The sequence below is a fragment of the Rhizobium sp. BK650 genome (genome assembly GCF_014195325.1).
GTDB lineage: Bacteria > Pseudomonadota > Alphaproteobacteria > Rhizobiales > Rhizobiaceae > Rhizobium.
This window is the reverse complement of sequence record NZ_JACIBK010000006.1, coordinates 1-17,486: the sequence shown is the minus strand read 5'-3', so window position 1 is coordinate 17,486 and position 17,486 is coordinate 1. Positions and strand designations below refer to the sequence as shown.

Annotated in this window: 15 protein-coding genes; all 15 read right to left on the bottom strand. The window is 59.0% G+C overall.

Translation table 11 applies throughout. From position 1 onward, the window contains the following. Positions 1 to 3: 3 nt before the first annotated feature. Positions 4 to 1,029 (bottom strand): ABC transporter ATP-binding protein, encoded by a 1,026-nt coding sequence (locus tag FHX15_RS15815; protein ID WP_184398681.1) that lies wholly within the window; start codon positions 1,027 to 1,029, stop codon positions 4 to 6. Continuing rightward, positions 1,022 to 1,801 (bottom strand): ABC transporter permease, encoded by a 780-nt coding sequence (locus FHX15_RS15810; protein ID WP_184398680.1) that lies wholly within the window; start codon positions 1,799 to 1,801, stop codon positions 1,022 to 1,024. The genes FHX15_RS15815 and FHX15_RS15810 overlap by 8 nt, the downstream gene beginning before the upstream one ends. Further along, on the bottom strand, positions 1,798 to 2,625 hold the full coding sequence (locus tag FHX15_RS15805; RefSeq protein WP_184398678.1) for an ABC transporter permease: 828 nt from the start codon (positions 2,623 to 2,625) through the stop codon (positions 1,798 to 1,800). The genes FHX15_RS15810 and FHX15_RS15805 overlap by 4 nt, the downstream gene beginning before the upstream one ends. Before the next feature lie 65 nt (positions 2,626 to 2,690). Continuing rightward, positions 2,691 to 3,713: an ABC transporter substrate-binding protein gene (locus FHX15_RS15800; RefSeq protein WP_184398676.1), complete on the bottom strand. Its 1,023-nt coding sequence runs from the start codon at positions 3,711 to 3,713 to the stop codon at positions 2,691 to 2,693. A 1-nt stretch (position 3,714) separates the two neighbouring features. Continuing rightward, positions 3,715 to 4,758: a LacI family DNA-binding transcriptional regulator gene (locus FHX15_RS15795; RefSeq protein WP_184398674.1), complete on the bottom strand. Its 1,044-nt coding sequence runs from the start codon at positions 4,756 to 4,758 to the stop codon at positions 3,715 to 3,717. 160 nt (positions 4,759 to 4,918) lie between these two features. Continuing rightward, positions 4,919 to 6,346 carry an efflux transporter outer membrane subunit gene (locus FHX15_RS15790; protein WP_184398672.1) on the bottom strand — a complete coding sequence of 476 codons (1,428 nt, stop codon included), beginning with the start codon at positions 6,344 to 6,346 and terminating at the stop codon, positions 4,919 to 4,921. 154 nt (positions 6,347 to 6,500) lie between these two features. After that, the gene (locus FHX15_RS15785) at positions 6,501 to 9,611 is read right to left on the bottom strand and encodes an efflux RND transporter permease subunit (protein ID WP_184398670.1); all 3,111 of its coding nucleotides are present in this window, start codon (positions 9,609 to 9,611) and stop codon (positions 6,501 to 6,503) included. Between the two features lie 50 nt (positions 9,612 to 9,661). Next, entirely contained in the window at positions 9,662 to 10,879 is a 1,218-nt protein-coding gene (locus FHX15_RS15780; RefSeq protein ID WP_184398668.1) for an efflux RND transporter periplasmic adaptor subunit, read from the bottom strand. Between the two features lie 148 nt (positions 10,880 to 11,027). Next, positions 11,028 to 11,630 (bottom strand): TetR family transcriptional regulator, encoded by a 603-nt coding sequence (locus tag FHX15_RS15775; protein ID WP_184398666.1) that lies wholly within the window; start codon positions 11,628 to 11,630, stop codon positions 11,028 to 11,030. 96 nt (positions 11,631 to 11,726) lie between these two features. Continuing rightward, positions 11,727 to 12,671, bottom strand: coding sequence for a phosphoribosylaminoimidazolesuccinocarboxamide synthase (locus tag FHX15_RS15770; RefSeq protein WP_184399254.1), 945 nt, complete (start codon positions 12,669 to 12,671; stop codon positions 11,727 to 11,729). A gap of 177 nt (positions 12,672 to 12,848) precedes the next feature. Beyond that, positions 12,849 to 14,594, bottom strand: a complete 1,746-nt coding sequence (locus FHX15_RS15765) for an SLC13 family permease (protein ID WP_184398664.1) — start codon at positions 14,592 to 14,594, stop codon at positions 12,849 to 12,851. 108 nt (positions 14,595 to 14,702) lie between these two features. Next, on the bottom strand, positions 14,703 to 15,386 hold the full coding sequence (locus tag FHX15_RS15760) for a phosphoribosyltransferase (RefSeq protein WP_184399251.1): 684 nt from the start codon (positions 15,384 to 15,386) through the stop codon (positions 14,703 to 14,705). A gap of 11 nt (positions 15,387 to 15,397) precedes the next feature. After that, complete coding sequence (locus tag FHX15_RS15755) at positions 15,398 to 16,204, bottom strand: pseudouridine synthase (RefSeq protein WP_184398662.1); 807 nt, start codon at positions 16,202 to 16,204, stop codon at positions 15,398 to 15,400. A 166-nt stretch (positions 16,205 to 16,370) separates the two neighbouring features. Next, positions 16,371 to 16,577 (bottom strand): hypothetical protein, encoded by a 207-nt coding sequence (locus FHX15_RS15750; protein ID WP_184398660.1) that lies wholly within the window; start codon positions 16,575 to 16,577, stop codon positions 16,371 to 16,373. A 134-nt stretch (positions 16,578 to 16,711) separates the two neighbouring features. Continuing rightward, on the bottom strand, positions 16,712 to 17,050 hold the full coding sequence (locus FHX15_RS15745; RefSeq protein WP_184398659.1) for a hypothetical protein: 339 nt from the start codon (positions 17,048 to 17,050) through the stop codon (positions 16,712 to 16,714). Positions 17,051 to 17,486: the final 436 nt, after the last annotated feature.

The window sequence follows — 17,486 nt, the reverse complement described above, 5'->3', positions numbered from 1 at the left end:
ATCTCACCCGAAACGCTTGAGGTTTGAGGAAGCTCGGATCGGCAGGTCGAAGGCGATCGTACTGCCGAGTTCACGCGGTGGCAGGGTGGCGTCGACTTCGGCTTTGATCGGGCCGAGCGCACTGTCCAGCAGGTATTCACGGCTGTTGCCGGCGAAGGATGTGCCGCGTACGGTGCCTTGGAAAGGACCGGAACCAAGGACTACTGCACGAGGCCGCCATGCCAGGCCTGCCGCACCATCAGGTGCCGGATCGGAAAGCGCGACCGCGCCATTCGGCGCCGCAAGCTTTCCCTCTTTCAACGCGAAGACGTTTTCGAAGCCGACGAAATCGGCGACGAAGGAGGAAACGGGCCTGTTGTAGATTTCTTCCGGCGTGCCGATCTGTTCGATGCCGCCATTCAGCATGACGACGATGCGGTCTGCAAGCGCAAGTGCTTCTGCTTGGTCGTGGGTGACGAAGATCATCGTCACACCGGTTTCCTTCTGGACACGCTGCAACTCGGCGCGCATTTCGAGGCGCAAGCGGGCGTCGAGATTGGAAAGTGGCTCGTCGAGCAGCAGCACCTTCGGTTCCATGACCATGGAGCGGGCAAGTGCAACGCGCTGCTGCTGGCCGCCGGAGAGCTCGCCCGGCTTGCGGCCGGCGAATTTTGCAAGGCCAACGGATTTGATGCCCGCGTTGACCTTGCCGTCCAGATCCTGGCCGCGAAGGCCCTTCAGCCGCAGGCCGAAGGCGACGTTTTCATAGACGGTCAGATGTGGGAAAAGCGCGTAGGACTGGAAGACGAGGCCGACGGCGCGCTTGTTGGCGGAGATACGGGTGATATCGGTGCCGTCCAGATTGATGCGCCCGGAGGCCGGGTTCAGCAGACCGGCAATGGCGCGCATGGTCGTCGTCTTGCCGCAGCCGGAGGGACCTAAAAGTGCCACAAGCTCGCCCTTGGCAATCGACAGGTCGAGGTCCTTCACTGCGACCGTATCGCCATAGGCGAGCGTCAGCTTGTCGAGTTGAAGGTAGGCATCAGACATAGCGAGAAAATCCTAGGAAGCGTTCGGCGAGGAAGACGATGCCGATCGAAAGGAAGGCGAGCAGCGCCGAGAGCGCGGCAATGGATGGATCGTAGGTGGTTTCCATATAGCCCAGCATGTCGATCGGCAGCGTGCGCACGCCGGGGCCGGAGAGGAAAAGGGAGACCGGCACCTGATTGAAGCTGGTGACGAAGCCGAGGATGAAGGCCGCGAGGACGCCGCCGCGGATATTCGGCATCACAACACGGAAGAATGCGCCGAGCCGGGAGGAGCCGAGCAGGACGGCCGCTTCCTCGATATCGGCACGCAGGTTGCCGAGGCTTGCAGAGACCACGCGCACCGCGTAGGGCAGCACCAGCGCTGTATGAGCAAAGAAAAGCGCCAGCGTGATGTTGAAGCCGAACGGCACGACCACATAGCGCAGCAGCGCGAGGCCAACGATGATGCCCGGCACGATGATCGGCAGTGAGACGACAGTCCTCACCGCTTCCGAACCCGGTAGTCTGTAACGCGATAGCGCGTAGGCAGCGGGAATGCCGAGGACAAGCGCTGCCAGCGTGCCGAAGACCGCGAGGAACATTGACATGGCAAAGCTGTCGCGGAAACTCTCGATGGTGAAGACCTTGCCGACCCAGCGCAGCGAGAGGCCCTGTGGAGGGAAGGCCAGCGTGTCACCCGCCGAAAGCGAGGCGGCGATGATGATCAGGAAGGGGCCGATCAGGAAAACCAGCAGCAGGAAGAGGACGATAGGCGAAAAGAGGCGGATGGTCATCGGCGGTTTCTCGCGGTCGCAAGGCGCTTCAGCAGAATATTGGCCGCAAAGCTCATGACGATCAGGATGAAGGCGATGACGCTCGCCGAGACAAAATTGTTGGCGACGGAGACCTGCTGGTACATCAGCGTTTCCAGCATCAGCACCTTGGAGCCGCCGAGGATGGCGGGGGTGATGTAGGCCGTCAGCGAGCCGGTGAAGACCAGAGTGCCGCCGATGACGAGGCCCTCTTTGGTGAGCGGCAGGATTACTTTCCAAAAAACCTGGAACCAGTTGGCGCCGAGCACGCGGGCAGCCGGGATGGCATCCTTCGGCATGTTTTCGAGCGCGCTGATGAGTGACAGGATCATTAAGGGCAGGAAGAGCTGCAGCAGGCCGATGAAGACGGCTGTCTCGGTGAAGAGCAGGCGCAGTGGCTCGGCGCTGAGGCCAAGACCGGTGATGGCCTCATTGACGATGCCAGTGCGGCCGAGAATGACGATCCAGGCATAGGTGCGTGCAACGGGCGAGATCATTAACGGCAGGGTGACGAGGCCGACCATGCGGCCCTTGCCTTTCGGCGGTAGGTTGACGATGGCAAAGGCAGCCGCATATCCGATGATGGCCGAAACAGCCGTCACTTCAAGACCAAGTCGGAAGCTGCGAAAAAAGACGGTGCGGTTCAGCGTCTGCGAGAAGAAATCCGTATAGGCGGCAAGTGTCCAGGCTCCACCACTGCGAAAGCCTTCAGAGAGCAGGATCGCAACGGGCAGCAGAAACACCACGGCTGCGAAGATCGCTGCCGGCAGGGCAAGTGCCAAGGCTTCGGCGCGGTTGTGGAACATGGGACGCCTTTCGAGCGGGGGAAGGGCCGGTTCCGGCCTATGCCGGAACCGCAATCAGCAGCGGCTTACTGGCCGACCTTTTCGTTCCATTCCTTCAGCCAGCCATTGCGGTTGTCGAGGGCGGCGGCAGAGGGGATGAGTTTCAGGCTCTTGGCGGTTTCCTCGCCGTAGGTAATGTTGTTGGCGACTTGGTCGGAAACTTTGACCTCCTTGTTCGCCGGGCTGTCGATCAACTTTTCGGCAAGCTTGGTCTGAACGTCCGTCGAGAGCCAGAAATCCATGAATTGCAGCGCGAGATCCTGGTTCTTGGAGCCTTTTGTCGTGACGAGGACGTTCATGCCGCCAGTCTGGCCTTCCTTGGGAACTGCCCAGGCAACGGGAACATTGAGCTTGGTGAAGCCTGCCCAGGAGAAGCGGCCGATCGGCGCGGCCCAGATTTCTTCCTGCTGCATCAGCTGCACGAGCTGGGAGGACTTTTCATAGAAAGTGACGATCTCATCCTTCTTTTCACCGAGTGCCTCGATCGGTGCCTTCAGATCGGCTGAGTCCTTGCCGAGCGCGAGGCCGAGCATGTAGAGCGCCGGCGGTCCCTGGTTGGTCGTGACGTTCGGGAAGGCGACGTGGCCGACATATTCCGGCTTCAACAGATCGGCCCAGGATTCGACCTTCATCTTGTCCGAGCGATAGGCGATCGACGTCGCATAGAAGGTATAACCGACACTCATGCCGTCACCGTTCGGATCCTTGGCGACATCGTAGAGCTTGGAGAAGTTTTCGAGTTTGGACGTATCGACCTTGTCGATCAGGCCGGCGCGGGCGGCGGCGAGACCGTCAGCCATGGAAACGGCCGCCAGATCGACCACCGGATTGGCCTTGTTGGCTTCCATCTTGGCGATACGCTCGACGCTGTTGCCGGTTTCGACAACGAGCTTGCAGCCGCACTTGGCTTCGAAGGGATCGTAAACGATCGACTTGTAATCATCCTGGGCGAAAGCATAGACGGAAATGGTCAGGGTCCGTTCCTGCGCCGCCGCACCGAGCGGGAAAAACGCGGCCAGCGCCACCGATGCGATGAGAGCTTTCTTCATTCTACATGTTCTCCATCTCTGAGGTTCTTTGTGCCGGGTTCGCAAGCCCGGATGAATGGCGGACGATGAGCTGCATAGGCACGCGATCGGTCTCCGCCGTGACCAGGACGCCCTCCCGTGTGCCGCTTTCGTTTATTGTGTTGACCAGAGCCGAGATGGCGATTTCGGCGATGGCATCCATATCCATCCTGACCGTCGTCAGCGACGGCGTGACGACAGGCGACCAGATGAGATCATCGAAGCCAGTGACGCTGACATCGGCGGGCACGCTGATGCCTTCCTGCTGCAGTTCCGTCAGCGCACGCAAAGCCTGCAAGTCGGAGAGAGCTGCAAAGGCGGTGAAACCCTGATGTGCCTTTTCGGCGAGGCCCAGCCGGCATCCGGCGCCTGTCTCGTTCTCCAGACGCTCGATCCAGAGCGTTTCGGAGCGCATGCCGGGCTTCAGTCCAGATCTGATGCCTCCAGCTCGGTCATTCTGCACGTTGGATTCACGATTATTGCCTATGATCAGAATACGCTTGTGGCCGAGACTGGCGAGATGGGCAGCAATTTCCTTGCCGCCCTGCCAATGGTCTGCAGCAACCGTATTGCCGGGCGTGGAGGCCGTATCGATAACGGCGACCGGGCAGCTTGCGGCGGAAATGCGAGTGGCACGGCGAGGCACGACCAGCATGCCATCGACGCCGCGTTCCACCAGCCGGTTGATCGCTTCGGTCTGCGCCGTAATATCTCCACGGGAGTCGGCGATCAGGACGCCGTAGCCTGCGGCAGAGGCGGCGGACTCGATCGCCTGGGCGATTTTTGGAAAAAGCGGATTGGCAATGTCAGGCAGAACAAGACCGAGCACGCCACTGCGGCCGGTCCGCAGTGCCCGACCGGCTTGACTCGGCACATAGCCGAGTTCGGCGGCGTGTGTACGAATTCTTTCGATAAGAGCGTCGGAAACACGACCCTTGCCTGAAAGCGCATTCGAGACCGTAGCGACTGAGACTCCAAGTGACGTCGCTATCTTACTGAGATTAGGGCCTGGACGTTGTGAAGCCATCAATTAGAAGCGCCGCGCTTAATCGTTTAAGCAACTGCATAGCGTAGCGGTTACAGCTTGTCGAATCCAAATTCACCTGATGCCTCCCCTCGGAAGACTTTCCCACAAACGAAAACCCCGCGGAGACCGCGGGGCTTCGAAACAAGGGTATGTGAAGCTCTTAGCTGCCCTTGGCAACCTTGACAGGTACAGTCGTCTTCCCGCCGGGGGCAAAGCCACCGCCGGTAGCGATGTTGAGCGCGGCATAATCCTTCGCCATCTGCTGTACGGCAGCGGCGAGGCTTGCCTGAGCAAGGGAGACCTGACGCTGGGCGTCGAGGACGTCGAGCAGCGAGGAAGCGCCGTCCTTGTAAGATGCTGTCGAGAGTTCGAGAGTTTCCTGTGTCGTGCGGACCTGGGCGCGCAGAGCATTGACCGTCTCGGCGTCCCGGCGGACGGCAGACAGAGCATCCTCGACCTGCTGGACTGCCGTCAGGACGGTCTGTTTCCAGGCGAGATAGGATGCGGCTGCATCGGACTTGGCAACGTCGACATTGGCGCGCAGGCGGCCGCCGTCGAGGATCGGCAGGTTCAGGCTCGGACCGAAGGACCACGCACCGAGGCCGCCATGAAGGCCGCGCTGGTTGATGTAACTCGGCGAGATCGAACCGGACAGCGTGATCGACGGATAGAGCTGAGCCTCCGCGACACCGATCTGAGCGGTGGCGGCTGCAAGGTTACGCTCGGCTTGGCGAATATCCGGACGGTTGCGGATCAAGTCGGCAGGAATGCCCGAATTGATGCCGCCACGGAACGTCGGCTGACCGGAGCCGCGCAACAGTTCGTCGACCATCGAACCGGCCGGCTGGCCGAGAAGGGTGGCGATATGATGAGCCGAAACGCGGATGTTGGTTTCGAGGCCGGGGATTTCTGCGAGCGTCGACTGGACGAGACCTTCAGCCTGAACAACGTCGAGGCGGGAAGCGGCACCTGCATCCAGCTGGAATTTGGTGAGGTCGTAGGTTTCCTGACGAGACTTCAGGTTGGCCTTCGAAAGGGCCAGGCGCTGCTGGTAGAAGCGCAGATCAATATAGGTCGAGATAATGTCCTGAATGTAGGACAGCTTGGCGATATCGGCACCCGCGTAAGCGGAGTCAAGCGAAGCAAGGGCAGCTTCCTTGTTGCGCTTGTAGAGGCCGAACAGATCGAGCAGCCAGGACAGTGAAAGCTGGCCGGCGCTGGTGTTGCGGGTGTCAAGCTGGGTGCGCAGTTCGCCCGTCTGGCCGCTGATGGTGTGGGAGGCGCCGACATCAAGAGCAGGCAGGGCGCCGGCGCCGGCAATCGTCACGTTGGCAGAGGCAGAATTAATGCGTTCGATGGCCTGCTGAATCGTAAGGTTCTGATCGAGGCCGGTCTGAACAAGGCTGTTGAGCTTCTTATCATTGTAGGCGGTCCACCATGCGGTGGTGGCGACATCGCCGATGCTCTTTTTGCCGCCTTCGCTGAATTTTCCAGGAAGCGGCATTTCAGGAGGTACGTGGTCAGGGCCTAAAACGCAGCCCGAAAGCAATAATAATAGCGCCGGTGTGGCATAACGAAGGGGTACCATGCATTTCATCCTGTAACTCGAGCAAGTCAATTCTTGTCCGAAGCGTCATGCTTCACTATCGGCTAAAGCGCCTCGTTCTCTACGCAAAACATCATGCCGAAGCAGTCCGTGCGCAATGTAGCAATGTGAAAAGCTTTCTCACAGTGCATTTATATCACACTCCCGCCTCATTTTTTTGCCGTGCGGCGAAGATGCGGCGGATGACGACGAAGAAGCTCGGCACGAAGAAAATGCCAAGCATTGTCGCAGAAAGCATCCCGCCGAGAACACCGATGCCGATCGCGTTCTGGGCTGCGGAACCCGCGCCCGTTGCGATCGCCAGCGGCACGACGCCGAGGATGAATGCCAGAGACGTCATGATGATGGGGCGCAGGCGCAGTCTTGCCGCTTCCAGTGTCGCCTCGAAGAGGCCTAGCCCGGTCTCCATTCTGTCCTTGGCGAATTCCACGATGAGGATCGCGTTTTTCGCCGCAAGGCCAATGGTCGTCAGCAAACCCACCTTGAAGTAGACGTCATTCGCCTGCCCGAAGAGCGTTGCCGCGGCAAGCGCCCCGAGCACGCCAACCGGCACGGCCATGATGACCGAGAACGGAATTGACCAGCTTTCGTAGAGCGCAGCCAGGCAGAGGAAGACGACGAGAACCGAGATCGCATAGAGCATCGGCGCCTGCGAGCCCGACAGGCGCTCCTGATAGGAGATGCCCTGCCAGGCAACCGTATAGCCGCCGCCGAGCTGGTCGGTCAGGGCTTCCATTTCGTTCATGGCTTCGCCCGAAGAGACGCCCGGCGCTGCAGCGCCATCGAGCGGAATGGCGCTGACGGCGTTGAAGCGGGCGAGCGACGGGGCGCCTTCGACCCACTGGGTCGTGGTGAAGGCGGAGAATGGCACCATTTCGCCGGCGTTGTTACGGGCATACCAGTGGTTCAGATCCGTCGGTTGCATGCGGAAAGGCGCATCGCCCTGCACATAGACCGGCTTGATCTCGCCGTTCAGCGTGAAGTCGTTGACGTCGCGACCGGTGAAGATGATCGACAGCATCGAGTTGACTGAGGCGAGGTCAACACCCATGGCACCGATCTTCTCCTGATCGATGAGGATCTTCATCTGTGGCTCGACTTCCTTGTTATTCGAGCGGAGCGCTACGACCTTGCCGGTTGCGCCAGCCATCTGGACGAGCCGCTTGGACGCAGCCGTCAAGGCTTGATTGCCATGACCGCCGGTGTCCACCAGATACATGGAGAAGCCGCTTGACACGCCAAGACCCTGGATCGCTGGCGGCAGCAGCGCAAAGACCTGCGCCTCGCGGATCGTAAAGAAGTTCTTGAGAGCTCGGCTGACCACCGACTGGGCGCTGAGATTGGGATCGGTGCGCAGCGAGAAGTCCTTGAGCTTTGTGAAGACGATGGCGCTGTTCTGGCCGGAACCATTGAAGCCGAAGCCGAGCGCGCCGAAGACGGAATCCACCGCATCCTTCTCGTTTTCACGGAAGTATTTTTCAACCTTTTCGACGACCGCCTGTGTTTGTTGCGTGGTGGAGCCCGGCGGCGTGGTGACAATGGTCAGGAGCACGCCCTGGTCTTCCTGCGGCAGGAATGAGCTCGGCAGGCGCGTGAAGAGGTAGGCGCAGCCGAAGCCGACCAGCAAGAACACCAGCATGACGCGGATCGGGCGCTTCAGGAGGTAGCCGATGGTGCGGACGTAGCCGTTTGTCGAGCGAGTGAAGTTGCGGTTGAACCAGTCGCCGATGCGATGTTTCTTGTGCTCGTTGACCGGCTTCAGCATCGTGGCGCAGAGTGCCGGCGTCAGCACGATGGCGACGAGGGCGGAAAGCAGCATGGCCGAGACGATGGTGATGGAGAACTGGCGATAGATGATGCCGGTCGAGCCGCCGAAGAAGGCCATCGGAATGAAAACGGCGGTCAGGACGAGCGCGATGCCGACGATCGCGCCGGTGATTTCGCCCATCGACTTCTCGGTGGCTTCGAGCGGCGAGAGCTTTTCCTCCGACATAATGCGCTCGACGTTTTCCACGACGACGATGGCGTCGTCGACGAGAAGGCCGATCGCCAGCACCATGGCGAACATGGTCAGCGTATTGATCGAATAGCCCGTTATCGCGAGGATGCCGAACGTGCCCAAAAGCACGACGGGAACGGCGATGGTCGGGATCAGTGTTGCACGCAGGTTCTGCAAGAAGATAAGCAGAACTACGAAGACGAGCACGATCGCCTCGATGAGCGTGTGAACGACTTTTTCAATCGATAGCTCAACGAAAGGGGTCGTGTCGTAGGGATAGGTGATCTCGACGCCTTCCGGCAGGCCGCGTCCGATCGTTTCGAGTGCGGTGCGGACGCGGGCGGCGGTATCGATGGCATTTGCGCCGATCGCGAGATTGACCGCAAAACCCGATGACGGAAGGCCGTTATAGCGCGAACTGCCACCATAGCTTTCCTGACCGATCTCGACGCGGGCGACATCGCTGAGGCGGACCGTCGATCCGTCCTTTTCGACCTTCAGGATGATGTGTTCGAAATCTGCGACCGTCGTGAGTTGGCTTTGCGCGGTGATGGTGACGTTGATCTGCTGGCCCGGGACGTTCGGCTGGGCGCCGAGCGAGCCGACGGACACCTGGGTATTTTGGGCCTGAATGGCCGAGGTCACGTCGCCCGGGGTAAGCTGGTATTTCTGCAGCTTGAATGGATCCAGCCAGACACGCATGGCGTAACCGGACCCGAATATGTTGATGCTGCCTACGCCCTCCAGGCGCTGGATTTGGTCCTCAAACGATGTCGACATGATATTGCCAAGGTCAACGGAGGTGCGCTTGCCATCCGTCGAGACCAGCGAGCCGACGAGAAGAATGCTCGAGGTGGAGCGCGTGACGCTGATGCCGGCATCGATGACGTCGCCAGGCAGCTGCGACTGAACGAGCTGCAGCTTGTTCTGCACCTGCACCTGCGCGATATCAGGATTGATGCTGGTCCCGAAGGTCAGCGAAATGCTGGCCGAACCGGTAGACGAGGTCGAGGTCATGTAAGTCAGGTCGTCGAGACCGGTCATGCCGTCTTCGATGATGGTGGTCACCGATTTTTCGACCGTCTCGGCGCTCGCACCGCGATAGCTCGTGTTGATGCGGACCGTGGTAGGGGCAATATCTGGATACTGCGAGATCGACAGCGTGGAGATGGCGAGCAGACCTGCGAGCATGATGGTGATCGCAATGACCCAGGCGAAGATCGGTCGTCGGATGAAAAACTTGGCCATCGGTTATTCCTGTGCGGCTGGGACGGTGACGATACGAGAGTGCCGGCGCATTACTTTGCTGCTGGCTTCGGTTCGCCTCCGGCCACGGGCTGATCGGCAGGGACAACCACGCCGTTGTCGTTGATCTTCATTGGAACCGGCTTTACCGGCATGCCTGATACTATCGACTGCAGACCGCTGACGATCAGCTGATCGCCATCCTTCACGCCCTGGGTTACGAGCCAGGAATTGTTGGAAGGAGAGGCATTCTCGAACACACGAGCCTCGACCTTGCCCTCGGCCGAAACGAACTGCGCGGTCAAACGGCCATTGGCGTCGCGGGTGGTTGCAAGCTGCGGAAGCGCATATCCGGTTTCAGCACCGAGTTCGACCGTAGCGCGTACGTACATGCCCGGCAGGACGATACGATCGGGATTTGGGAAGACCACTCGAATGATGAAGGTGCCGGTCGTTTCGCTGACGACCTGCTTCGACATGTCGAGTTTGCCCTTCTGATCATATTCGCGGCCGTCTTCGAGGATCAGGCGGAATGCGACGTTATTATCCTCGCCCCTGACGTCGCCGGCAGCGATCGCATCTCGCAACTTCAGCAGGTTTGTGCTCGATTCCGTCAGCGAAATGTAGATCGGATCGAGTTGGCGGATGGTGGTCAGCGCGGTTGACTGGTTGGCCGCAACGACGTTACCGATATTGTAGGCTGTTTGGTCGATGACGCCGTCGAAGGGGGCCGCGATCTTCGTGTGATCGAGGTCGATCTGCGCCGCGGTCAATGCCGCCTTTGCAGCTTCGACTTCTGCATTTGCCTGGGCAAGGGCCGTGCGGGCGGTTTCGAATTCGATCTGCGTTGCGCCGCTTCCGACCAGCCGCTGGTAGCGGTCGAAATTGCTCTGGGCGCTCGGCACGCTTGCTTCGGCCTTGGAAATCGCAGCCTGAGCCTGCTCGACCGCTGCGCGATAGGCGGCATCGTCGATCTGGTAGAGCAGATCGCCCTTCTTGACTTCGCCGCCTTCCCTGAACGCGATTTCACGGATGATGCCGTTCACTTGCGGACGGATGTCAGCTACCTGGAAAGCTTCTGCTCGGCCAGGTAGAATCGTGGTGACTGGATAGGTGTCTTTCTTCAGCGTGATCACACCGACCGGCGCGGCCTGCTGGGCGGCACCGCCCGCGCCTGCATTGCCGGCAGGCTTGCTGCCGCTCTCGTTGCAGCCGGCGAGCCCCATGACGAGCAGCAGAGTTGAGGAGACGATGAGGGCGCGCCGGATCATGCTGAAATTCCTGTGCGGTTGGCAGTATCGGTTCAATCGGCCCTGGGAGGCGCCGCTCTATATAAGCGTGATGATTGATCCGGAAACAGGTGCCGTTATCCGATATTAAGAAAAGCTTTATGAAGTGACGTAATTCAGCAATCGTCACTTAGCAAGGGCTATTTTGCAATGCGGCATCCACGAAACACACGATTTTTTCCGCACGCTGAACAAGCGTATTTTTGTCATCCTTGGCGATGAGAATGGGATGCAGAACACAGGCCAGGACGTCTGCTACGGTGCGCGCGGCCACGTCCGCATTGTTGCAGCGGTAATTGCCCTCGGCCACGCCTTCACGAATGATCTCGCCCAGCTTCTGTTCTATCCGTTCGCGATAGCGCTGGCCGGCTTCGAGCTTGGCATCAATCGTCGAGATCACCATTTCGAAAATATAGGGGTTCTGCTGGATGTCCTGCAGATGACTGTCGAGCAGGCGGAGGACGAAGCTTAGCAACTGCTCCTTCGGCGGCAGGCTGGTGTCGACGGCGGCGAAGCGCTCCGTCGCATTGCCGAGATGCCGCTCGGCAATCGCATCGACGAGGACTGCCTTTGAATGAAAATGCTTGAAGACGTTGGCCGGCGACATGTGCAGCGACGAGGCGATGTCGGCGATGGAGACCGCGACGAAACCGCGTTGGCGAAACAGCGTCTCTGCCATCGAAAGGATGTCCTCCCGCGTTTCTTCGGCCTTGCGTCTGGGCCTGCGTGCCATCTGTCCCCGCCGGGCTCGGCCCGGCACCCCTTTTTTTCGATGCTAGCGTGATTGACTGAAAGGCTGCAAGAAGGCTCGCCCAGCCAGTTACGCGGTTCAGGGGAAATAGGGTGCAAGATTTGCGCGGATGCGGGCGACGGGCGTTTCGCCGCGGTCGTCGGGAACGAAGCGTTCACCGGTGATCCATTCATAGGCCTTGATGTAGACCGCCGAGGTCTGCTCGATCAGCTCGACCGGAATTTCCGGAATCTCATCCTTGTAGGGATCGCAGCGTTCGCCCACCCAGGCGCGGACAAAATCCTTGTCGAAGCTTTCCGGCCGCTTGCCTGCTTCGAAGGCAGCGGCATAGGTTTCCGCGACCCAGTAACGGCTGCTGTCCGGCGTATGGATTTCGTCGGCGAGAATGATGTTGCCGTTCTCATCCGTGCCGAATTCATATTTGGTATCGACCAGGATCAGGCCGCGTTTTGCAGCCATTTCCTGGCCGCGGGCAAACAGTGCCAGCGCATATTTCGACAACGTTTCCCACTGCTCTTTCGTCAGTAGCTTGCGACTGACGATTTCGGCCGGCGTCAGCGGCTCGTCATGGCCGCCGTCGAATTCCTTGCTGGTCGGCGTGATGATCGGTTCGGGAAGGATCTGGTTGTCGCGCATACCGTCAGGCAGACGCATGCCGTACATTTCGCGCTCGCCCTTCTTATAGAGCGTCAGGATGGAGGTGCCGGTCGTGCCGGCGAGATAGCCGCGCACGACGATCTCGACCGGAAGAATATCGAGGCGCTTGCCGATGACGACATTCGGATCGGGATAGTCGAGAACGTGGTTTGGGCAAATGTCCTTCGTTGCCTCGAACCAGTAGCGAGCCGTCTGGGTCAGTACCTGTCCCTTATAGGGTATGCAGGTCAGGATACGGTCGAAAGCACTCAACCGGTCCGTACTGATGATGATGCGCCGCCCATCCGGGAGATCGTAATTCTCGCGCACCTTGCCACGGTAGTAGTTCGGCAATTCCGGAAAATGGGCTTCGGAGAGAATACGCACGGCGCCTGGCTGTCCTTCTATCGACTTAGACCAAAGCGTGTCGCGATCTTCAAGATTCGCATCCCGCCTTAGATCTATTTTACGCATGTCATTATCGCAAACCGCTGCATCGTTTTGCGTCGCATGCTGCAAACCCTGCTCTAGTTTTATTGCCGGGGAAGTCAAGCAAAGGCTCATTCAAAGCCAGAAGAGGGCAATGAGAATAAGCGTCATTATATAGCCGGCGAGCGCCAGCGGCCAGCCGGCACGCAGGAAGTCGCTGAAGCGATAGCTGCCGATGCTCATCGACAGTGTATTGTTATGATGACCGAAGGGCGTCAGGAAATCCTGCGACGCGCCAGCCGCCACCGCGATCAAATAGGCTTGCGGCGCATGCTGGCCGGCGCGGGCAAATTCCAGCGCTATCGGGGCAAGGACAATTGCGACCGTCGCATTGTTAACGAAGGGCGTCAGCGCCATGGCAAGAAACAGAACCAGTGCGATGCCCCATACCGGATTTCCAATTGGGAACACCAGGCTCAGCCAAGCTGCAATGGCTTCGGCCATGCCTGTTGTGGCCACTGCCTGGCCAATCGGGATCATCGCGGCCAGCATGATGATGATCGGCCAGTTGAGATCCGCCATCGCATGGCGGATGTTCAAATAACTGGGCACGGCAAGTGCCAATACTACGAAGGCAAGTGCGATGTCGGGGCGCAGACCGAAAGCGGAGACCGTGACACCGCAGGCAAAAATGGCGAAAGGCCGCCATGAGGCTCCTGCTGAGGCGAAGGAGGGCGCTGTCGAGGCCAACGGCAGACATTCACATTCCTCAAGCGCTTCCGTGATGGCCGCTTTGGGGCCTTCCAGTATCAGAATGTCGCCGATCGAAAGCTGCAGATCAGCAAAACGTCCTTCGATACGGGGAGAGCGCATCGACAGCGCCGAGATCGTAACGCCGCGGTGGCGGAAGACTTCCAGAGTTGCGATACGCGAGCCGACGAGAGTGCTTTCCGGCATGACGACGGCTTCGATGCTGGCGAAATCCGGCTGCAGCCCGTGCGGATGAGCTTCCGGCACCAGCGCCTGCGAGGCAGCCAGATCAGCGAAGATCGAATCCGCTCCTTGCGCCAGCAGAATATCGCCCGGCTGGATGACTGATTGCTCGAGTGGACCGAAGACGAAGGTTCTGTCACGTATCAGCGCATGGGGCTGGATGCCGAAGCGTTCGGGACATTCGGCAAGTGTCGCGCCGACGAGTGGCGAATGTTCGGGAATGTTGCGTTCGACGACGATGCGGCGGGCAGCAGGAACGGGTGCTTCTGTGGCTTCGTCCGGTTCGGAAAACAAATGCTGGACGATCAGCGTAATCAGGAAGATGCCGATGATCGCAATGGGTAGGCCGACATAGGCAAAATCGAAAAAGCGGAAGCCTTTTCCCGTCGCTCTCTCTAACGCATCACTGACGAGAAGGTTGGCAGGTGTGCCGATCAGCGAGACGAGACCGCCGAGAAGAGCGGCAAAGGAGATCGGCATCACGACCTGCCGTCGCGGAATTCTCATGAGTGTGCTCAGCCGCAGCGCCAGCGGCAGAGTGATCGCGAAGGCGCCGATATTGTTCATGAAGATCGAGATGAAGCCGGTGAGAGCTGAAACACCTGCTATGACCCCGAAATGCGAAAGATCTGATGCCACGAAGCGTTGGGCGAGACTGTCAAAGAATTTGGTTCGTGCAAGGGCCTGGACGATCAGCAAAACTTCCACGACAGTGATGACAACCGGGCTCGCAAAGCCGGCAAAGATGCCGTCGGCGGGGTAAAGGCCGAGCAGATAGCCCGCCAGCAATCCGCTGATCGCGACAATCTCCATGCGCAGGCGATCAAGGGAGAACAGAAAGAGCATCGCCATCAGCAGGATGAGGAGGGCTGCTTGCTCAAGCGTCATCGGCGGTTCCTGTATTCGATAACGCGCCGAATTTAGCTTTTCGTCCGGCGCTGTATAGTCCGCCCTTACGAAAGAAAGAATGATCCTCACACGTGGCCATGCTGGCGATTAGACCGGTGCGCGCCATTTCCCTTCCGCGGTACGCTCGAGGATCGGCGTTGTGAAAACCCCTTTCGTGAGGCGCTGCCATCGAAGCCCTGCGGCGTCGAGCTTTGCACGCCAGCGGTCCGATTGCAGCATGGCGGCGCCGATGGCGACAGGTTCTATGCCGCAGCCGGCAAGCAGATCGACCCCCGCGACAATAGACGTTCCGCTCGATATGACGTCATCGATAAGCGCGACACGTCGCCCTTCCAAAAGGGGCAGCATACGTGGATCGAGATAAAGCCGCTTATGCTGTTCGGGTGTGGTGATCGAGGAGAGAGCGACTGAAAGTTCATCGCGATACCAGAATTTGCGGGAGGTGCCGAACGGCACATAGCGGCTATGGCCGAGCTTCTGGGCCACTGCCGCTGCAAGTGTCAGGCCAAGTGTAGGTAAGCCGGCGATCACGTCGATGCCAAAGGGCTCTATCTTCGCAGCAAGCTTTTCGGCGAGCTCATCCAGTACTGCAAAGCTAGCCTGATTGATGATTAGCGAGGCCAGCGCATGGTTACCGCCGGCGAGCACGCGGATCGGCAGCCGCAATTGCTTGCCATCTTCCAGCTCTGCCACGAAGAAGGATGTGAAATCGCCGCCTGTTTCGAAACTGCCGGGCGGATGGATTTCCTGCCAGAAATCATGCGGCACCATTTCCTTCATTCTCAATCCCTTGTCGCTTTGCCGTTACCGATCTTCCGGCGAAGGTCTTTCACCTCACTCTCGGTCAGCCCCCTGACCGATCCCTTCGGCAGATCGCCAAGCTCCAGCCCGCCGATCGCGACGCGCACCAGCCGCAGGCAGCCGATATCGAGCGCTTCCAACATTCGCCGGATCTGCCGGTTGCGGCCTTCTTGCAGCTCGACCTCGATCCAGGAATTGCGATCGCCTTGGCGCAGCTTTCGGACTGAAGTGGCGCGGAGCAATTCACCATCGTGGCGAAGGCCCGAGGTCATGGCCGTTAGTATGTCGTCGTCGACGATCCGATCGATCTGGACGTGATAGGACTTCGAGACATGGGTGATCGGGTCGAGCAGCGCCTGAGCGAATTCCGTATCGTTGGTAAAAAGCAACAATCCTTCGCTTGCCTTGTCGAGCCGACCGATGGGCGAGAGATGCGGAACATCGAAATCGGTCAAGCAATCATAGACTGTCGGACGGCCTTCGGGATCGTGACGCGTGGTGACCAGGCCGCGCGGCTTGTTGAGCATGAGATATATTCTTGCCTCGGCCGCGATTTCCCTGCCATCGACCTTTATGATAGCGGTTGAAAGATCGACCCATGCCGACGGGTCGGCAACGACACGATCACCGACGGCCACACGGCCCTCGGCGATCAGTCGCTCTGCCTGTGTGCGAGAGCAATAGCCGAGTTTGGAGAGGGCACGCGGAAGAGTGACCCGCTTGCCGGCGGGCTCAGTCACGGAGCCGTTCCGTTCACGTGTTTTCTGCGGTGGTCGCCGCTCCTTCACTATGCCAATCCTGGAGTGGTTTGCGAGAGCCGTTCTTTTGCATGAACGGCAGGAGGATGCCAGCAATGACACTCTAAATTTTCGGGAGAAGGAGATTTCGAATGCCAACAGAGATAGTCGGCGCTTCAGATAAAGCGCATGAGAGAAGAACAGATGGTGTGCGGTCTTAGCGGCAAGCCATGAAACCGGCGAGTTCCTGTCGGCTCATCACGATGCCGGCGGCTGCCTTGGCCGGGTCCGGATGCGTGTAGGCCAAGCTTGGCATTTCGGGCAGATCAAGGGCTTGGCGCATGTTCATAATGCCGACTGCGCGACGCCCGTTGCCGCCATCGACACTGACTTCGACAATCAACTTCTCTCTCTTGTCGTCCATGGTGTCCTCCCTTTGATTTTTATGCTGTTATCGCTCGCATTAAAAGTTGGTTTTTCTAAGACATAAGTATTTACGCATCCTGCAAAAATTGGATTTGCAGGATGCGTAAAAATGTTGAACGGGAGATTGGGAACTCAACGCCACCAATGACGTGGCTCGGGCTGTGACGTGCCTGACAGCATATAGCCTGCCAGAAAGCCGATAGCACCGGCGATGAGAAGCGCTGTCGTTGTTGCTGCGGGGTGTTCGCGGGCAGTATCGGCGACGGCTGCGCCTTCCGCCCGTATCTGGGCAACAGCATTCTTGGCGCGGGGAAGAGCGTCGCCGTAAGCCTTGCCTGCGCGGTCGCGCACCTCGTAATAGGCCTCGGCGCCTTGCGCGGAAACCATCTTCTGCAGGCGAGACACCTCCTGTTGCAGGGCGGCGATATCCTTGCTGACGGATGTTCTGAGTTCATCGGTATTGGTGGCCATGTCTCTCTCCTTCCTTCGATGGGGAGGGAAACACGAAAAAGCCTATTAGGTTCCGAGCCTTTCGCGACAATCGGATATGACAGTTGTTTAACACTGTGGGGACTGATCGCTTTTTATTGCCGGTTAGCCACAAAGCTAGCCAACACACTGTTTTTTCGTGGTCTTTCTGCGTTTTCTGGGACGTCGCCGGACGATTTTTTATCGTCCGGTAAAAGATTTTTCAGAAGTTTTGCCCCTAAAGGTGGGGTGTGGATAACTCTTCGGATAAAAATTCACAGTCGAATCAACCTGTTACAAAAATGTCAAAAAAGTTGGCTTGTTTGTGTTGACTGTTTGAATGCTGAGGGATTATAAGCCCGATCACTGACGAGGGCGGCGGCGCTGCTGGCGACGAAGTTCCTCGTTCTGAAGAAATCAAGCGGATTGGCGGGAAGCT